Source organism: Kitasatospora sp. NPDC005751, from assembly GCF_040630835.1.
Classification (GTDB): Bacteria; Actinomycetota; Actinomycetes; order Streptomycetales; family Streptomycetaceae; genus Kitasatospora.
The window spans coordinates 1-4,503 of sequence record NZ_JBEXYC010000134.1 but is presented as its reverse complement, the minus strand read 5'-3'; the positions used below and the strand labels follow the sequence as shown (position 1 = coordinate 4,503).

At 74.7% G+C, this 4,503-nt stretch carries 5 protein-coding genes; 4 read left to right on the top strand and 1 reads right to left on the bottom strand.

The window, feature by feature from the left end:
* The first annotated feature begins 51 nt into the window (after positions 1–51).
* From ABZ497_RS36505 to ABZ497_RS36495, 3 genes are all read left to right on the top strand, one after another.
* Positions 52–291: a hypothetical protein gene (locus tag ABZ497_RS36505; RefSeq protein ID WP_359812391.1), complete on the top strand. Its 240-nt coding sequence runs from the start codon at positions 52–54 to the stop codon at positions 289–291.
* Positions 288–575 (top strand): hypothetical protein, encoded by a 288-nt coding sequence (locus tag ABZ497_RS36500; protein WP_359812389.1) that lies wholly within the window; start codon positions 288–290, stop codon positions 573–575. Before ABZ497_RS36505 ends, ABZ497_RS36500 begins: the two co-directional genes overlap by 4 nt.
* A gap of 240 nt (positions 576–815) precedes the next feature.
* Positions 816–1,784 (top strand): hypothetical protein, encoded by a 969-nt coding sequence (locus ABZ497_RS36495; protein WP_359812386.1) that lies wholly within the window; start codon positions 816–818, stop codon positions 1,782–1,784.
* 85 nt (positions 1,785–1,869) lie between these two features.
* Here the strand turns inward: ABZ497_RS36495 and ABZ497_RS36490 are convergent, their stop codons facing one another.
* Positions 1,870–2,880: a helix-turn-helix transcriptional regulator gene (locus tag ABZ497_RS36490; protein WP_359812383.1), complete on the bottom strand. Its 1,011-nt coding sequence runs from the start codon at positions 2,878–2,880 to the stop codon at positions 1,870–1,872.
* Between the two features lie 141 nt (positions 2,881–3,021).
* On the opposite strand from ABZ497_RS36490, the gene ABZ497_RS36485 reads away from it, so the two are divergent.
* Positions 3,022–4,428 carry an MFS transporter gene (locus ABZ497_RS36485; RefSeq protein ID WP_359812380.1) on the top strand — a complete coding sequence of 469 codons (1,407 nt, stop codon included), beginning with the start codon at positions 3,022–3,024 and terminating at the stop codon, positions 4,426–4,428.
* Positions 4,429–4,503: the final 75 nt, after the last annotated feature.

Sequence of the window (4,503 nt, the reverse complement as noted above, 5' to 3'; positions counted from 1 at the left end):
ACGCCGCCGCGTGACCACCACCCCCCGACCCGACACCGAGAGGAACCCCCCGTGGGAGTCCTGATCCCGATGACCACCGACGCCATCCACACCGAACGCACCACCGTCGCCTACCTCACCGTCGAACACGCCCCCGACGCCACCCTCCAGCTCCGCCTCGCCGTCGACCTCGACCTCCACACCGGCCCCGGCGAACAGCTCGCCCTCCCCCTCACCCACCACCAGGCCCACGACCTCCTCCACGACCTCGCCGCCCACCTCGGCCACCGCGCCCTGCGGATCCGCCGATGAGAACCGGCACCGCCAACCTCCTCGTCGGCGCGGCCCTCCTCACCCTCCTCGCCCTCGCCCTCACCACCGTCGCCCTCGGCGTCCTCACCACCCTCAAAATCAACCACCACCCCCAACCGCCCCCGCCCCCACCCATCACCCCCCACGGCCGCTGGGAACTGCGCACCCGCCCCGACGGCACCCACGAATACGCCTGGATCGCCCGCCAGGCCGGCCACTACGGCCCCGAAACCCACCACCGCACCCCACCGAAGAAACCCGCACGCCACGCCCAACCGCACTGACCGGACGCCCGCGGAGGCCCCGCGCATCAGGGCGGGGCCTCGCCGTCCCACAGAAGCGAACGCCCTGGTCGGAAGAGTCTCGAAAAACTTCTGAACCACCTGCAACCGCTGGCGGAGATGCGCGTCTATACGGATGAAGGCACGGAGAGCGAGACCGGCAAGGCCGGGGGGCGCTACCGCTGACAGCGGGGCCGGTCGTCTTCACACACCGTCAGCACCGTGACCCTGGGGAAACACGTCATGCGCAAGTCCGTTATGCCCTCTTTCACGAAGAACATCACCGCCACCTCCGGCCGCCGCCGGCTCGCCGCCGTCGCCGCCACCGTCGTCCTCGCCGGCTCCGTCCAGCTGATGACCGCCGAGGCCTCCTGGGCCTGTGGCTCGGGGAACACGGCCGCCGCCGAGACCAAGCCGGTCACCCCCGCCTCCGCCCACCGGGGCAACCTCACCGCCGGGTTCCACATGACCCCCGACGGCCAGAGCATCACCGCCGGCGGCGCCAAGGCCGAGATCGGCGTAGGGATCACCAACTTCACCGGCGCCCCCTACGAGAACGTCGGCCCCGGCATCGCGATCTTCAACCCGGAAGGCTCCACCCGGCTGGAGGACTTCACCGTGGAGGCCGCCACGGAGCACGGCTGGAAGAAGCTCACCCTCCGCCACGGCTGCGACCCCACGATCATCGCCGACACCAGCTCGCTCAAGACCAAGCAGCTCACCGACGGCCACGCGACCCACTTCGCCTTCCGCGTCTCCGTCTCGGCGAACGCCGCCGCCGACCTGAAGAGCTTCGAGGTCTACCTCGGTGGCAAGGCCGACGGCTACCCCCTGGAGCGGGGCGGCACCCACACCTACAAGGTGCTCCGCACCGCCGCCCCGGTCAAGCCGGCGACCGCCGCGAAGCCGGCCGCGAAGCCCACGACCACGGCCAAGCCCACCACCAAGCCCGCCGCCCCGAAGTCGGCCGCCCCCGTCGCACCCGTCGAGGACAAGACCCCGACCGCGGCCCAGACCCCCGCCACCCCCAAGGCCACGCCGACCGCCTCCGCCACCACCGCGCCCGCCACCACCGCCCCGGCGGGCACCCCCGAGCTCGCCCAGACCGGCGCCGGCACCCCCAACGGCTTCCTCGCCGCCGCCTCCGCCGCGTTCGTCGCGCTCGGCGCGGGCGTCCTGTTCGCCGTGCGCCGGCTGCGTCCCCAGCGCTGACCGGCCCACGGACCACCACAGGGGCCCTGCCCCCGCACGGCGGTGCGGGGGCAGGGCCCCTCGTCGTTCCCGGGTGACGACCGGCTCAGTCCTCGACCGGCTCCCGGCCCGCCGACGTCCACCCCGGGGCCCACCCCGAAGCCGCCGCGCTGGCCGCCAGCAGCCGCAGGCCCGCCTCCGACGACGAGCCGGGCACCGCGCTGAAGAGCAGCATCCGGTGCCCGGACGCCTCCGGCAGCGGCAGCGCCTCGAAGTCCAGCGCCAAGTCCCCGACCACCGGGTGGTGGAACTCCTTGGTGCCGAACAGGCAGTCGTGCACCGGGTGGCGCGACCAGAGCGCCGCGAACTCCGCGCTCTTCATCGACAGCTCGCCGATCACCTCGGCCAGCTGCCGGTCCTCCTGGTGCCGCCCGGCGGCCAGCCGCAGGAAGGCGACCTGGGCCCGGGCCTCGGTCTCCCAGCACGGGTAGAGCTCCCGGGTCCGCGCGTCGAGGAAGAGCAGTCGGGAGAGGTTGGGGCGCGCCGACGGCGAGTCCGGCGCCGCCGCGTCCAGGTGCCCGGCCAGCAGTGCGTGGCCGAGCGGGTTCCAGGCCAGCACCTCGTTGCGCAGGCCGACCACCACCGCCGGGACGTCGGCCATCGCCGCGATCAGCCGGCCCACCGCCGGCCGGACCCGCTCGAAGCGCTCGGCCGGGCGGCCCTTCGCCGGCCGGCCCGGGCGGGCCAGGTTGCGCAGGTGGGCGTGCTCGTCGCCGTCGAGGCGCAGCGCCCGGGCGATGGCGTCCAGCACCTCGTCGGAGACGTTGCGGCTCTGCCCCTGCTCCAGCCGCGTGTAGTAGGTGATGCTGACGCCCGCCAGCTGGGACAGCTCCTCGCGCCGCAGCCCGGGCACCCGGCGCCGGCTGCCGTACGTGGTCAGCCCGACGTCCTCGGGTCGCAGCCGGGCGCGGCGGGTGCGCAGGAACTCGCCCAGCTCGCTGGGCTTCTCCGCCCCCGCCGACGACGCCGAGGAGGCCGACGCCGCCGAGGAGGGGGCCGACGACGGCCTCTCCGCCGACCGGGGCTGCTGCGCTGACGGTGTCTCGGGTGCGGTCATGCCTCCAGTGAACACCGCCGGGCGGCGCGGAGCCTGTCCCTGCCGGTGCCACCCTCCGCGGGGGTCTGGGTACCCCCGGCGCGGCCCAGCAGGCTGCTGCCGTACCCGGAACACCCCGTCGAGTCGAAAGGCAGCGGAGCGATGACCGCCACCCTGTCCGAAGCACCAGCCCTCCCCCGCACACCAGCCGGAATGACCGGCCGGCAGCGGCTCGTCCTGGTCGTGCTGCTGGCCGCCCAGTTCATGCTGGCGGTGGACTTCTCGATCCTGAACGTCGCCCTGCCGGTGATCGGCCAGAGCCTCGGCTTCGGGCTCGGCAGCCTGCAGTGGATCGCCACCGCCTTCGCCCTGAGCGCGGCGGGCTTCACCCTGCTGTTCGGACGGGTCGCCGACCTCTTCGGGCGGCGCCGGGTGTTCCTGATCGGTCTCGCCGTGCTCGGCGTCTCCTCGCTGGTCGGCGGGCTGGCCACCACCCCGGAGCTGCTGCTGGCCGCCCGGGTGGCGCAGGGCCTGGCCACCGCCGCCGTCACGCCGGCCGGGCTGGCGCTGCTCACCACCGCCTTCCCGGAGGGCCCGCTGCGCGAGCGGGCGCTGGGCCTGAACGGCGCGCTGATGTCGGCCGGCTTCACCTCGGGCGCGGTGCTCGGCGGGCTGCTCACCGACCTGCTGAGCTGGCGCTGGGCGTTCTTCGTCAACGTGCCGGTGGCCCTGGCCGTCCTGCTGGTGGCGCCCCGGCTGATCGCGGAGAGCCGGCCGGCCGGGAAGGTCCGGATGGACTTCCCGGGGGCGGTCACCGTCACCGGCGGTCTGCTCGCCCTGGTCCACGGACTGACGGCGGCCGGTGAGCACGGCTGGGGCGACCCGCTCGCGCTCGGCTCGCTGGGACTGGGCGCGGCGTTGCTGGTGGCGTTCTGGTTCGTCGAGCGGACCGCCGCCTCGCCCCTCGTGCCGGTCCGGGTGCTGCGGCGGCGCACGGTGGTCTGGGGCAACGCGGCCGGCCTGCTGGCCTTCGCCACCGAGACCTCGCTGGTCTTCCTGCTGACCCTCTACCTCCAGCGGGTGCTGGGCTTCTCCGCGCTGGCCACCGGCCTGGCCTTCGGGGTCCTGGGTGCCGGCACCGTGCTCGGCGGTGTGGTCGCGCCGCGGCTGATCGGGCGGCTCGGCAGCCGGGGCGCGCTGCTCGCGGGATTCCTGGTGCAGGCCGCCGCGACCGCCGCGCTGCTCCTGCTCGGCGCCGACCGGGCCTGGCTCGGCCTGCTGCTGGCGGCGACCTTCGTCGGCGGGGTCGGCAACATGCTGGCGATCGTCGGCTTCATGGTGACGGCCACCTCGGGCCTGCCGGACGAGGAGCAGGGGCTGGCCACCGGCGTCGCCACCATGACCCAGCAGGTCGGCATCACCCTGGGCACCCCGGTGATGAGCGCGGTCGCCACCGCGACCGCCGCGGGGACCACCGTGCTGACCGGGGTCACCTGGGCGATCGCCGTGAACACCGCGCTGGTGCTGCTCGCCGCCCTCGCCTCGGCGCTCTTCCTGCGGCGGGGATGAGTGCCCCGCCCGACCGGCGGAGTGGGAAGTCGGACCGGCCGACAGCGCAACACGCCCGGAGGGGCCGCGGGGACC

Excerpts from the sequence above, each read along its gene's own strand:
- ABZ497_RS36495 (WP_359812386.1), top strand. The coding sequence starts at position 816 with ATGCGCAAGTCCGTTATGCCCTCTTTCACGAAGAACATCACCGCCACC.
- ABZ497_RS36490 (WP_359812383.1), bottom strand. The coding sequence starts at position 2,880 with ATGACCGCACCCGAGACACCGTCAGCGCAGCAGCCCCGGTCGGCGGAG.
- ABZ497_RS36500 (WP_359812389.1), top strand. The coding sequence starts at position 288 with ATGAGAACCGGCACCGCCAACCTCCTCGTCGGCGCGGCCCTCCTCACC.
- ABZ497_RS36485 (WP_359812380.1), top strand. The coding sequence starts at position 3,022 with ATGACCGCCACCCTGTCCGAAGCACCAGCCCTCCCCCGCACACCAGCC.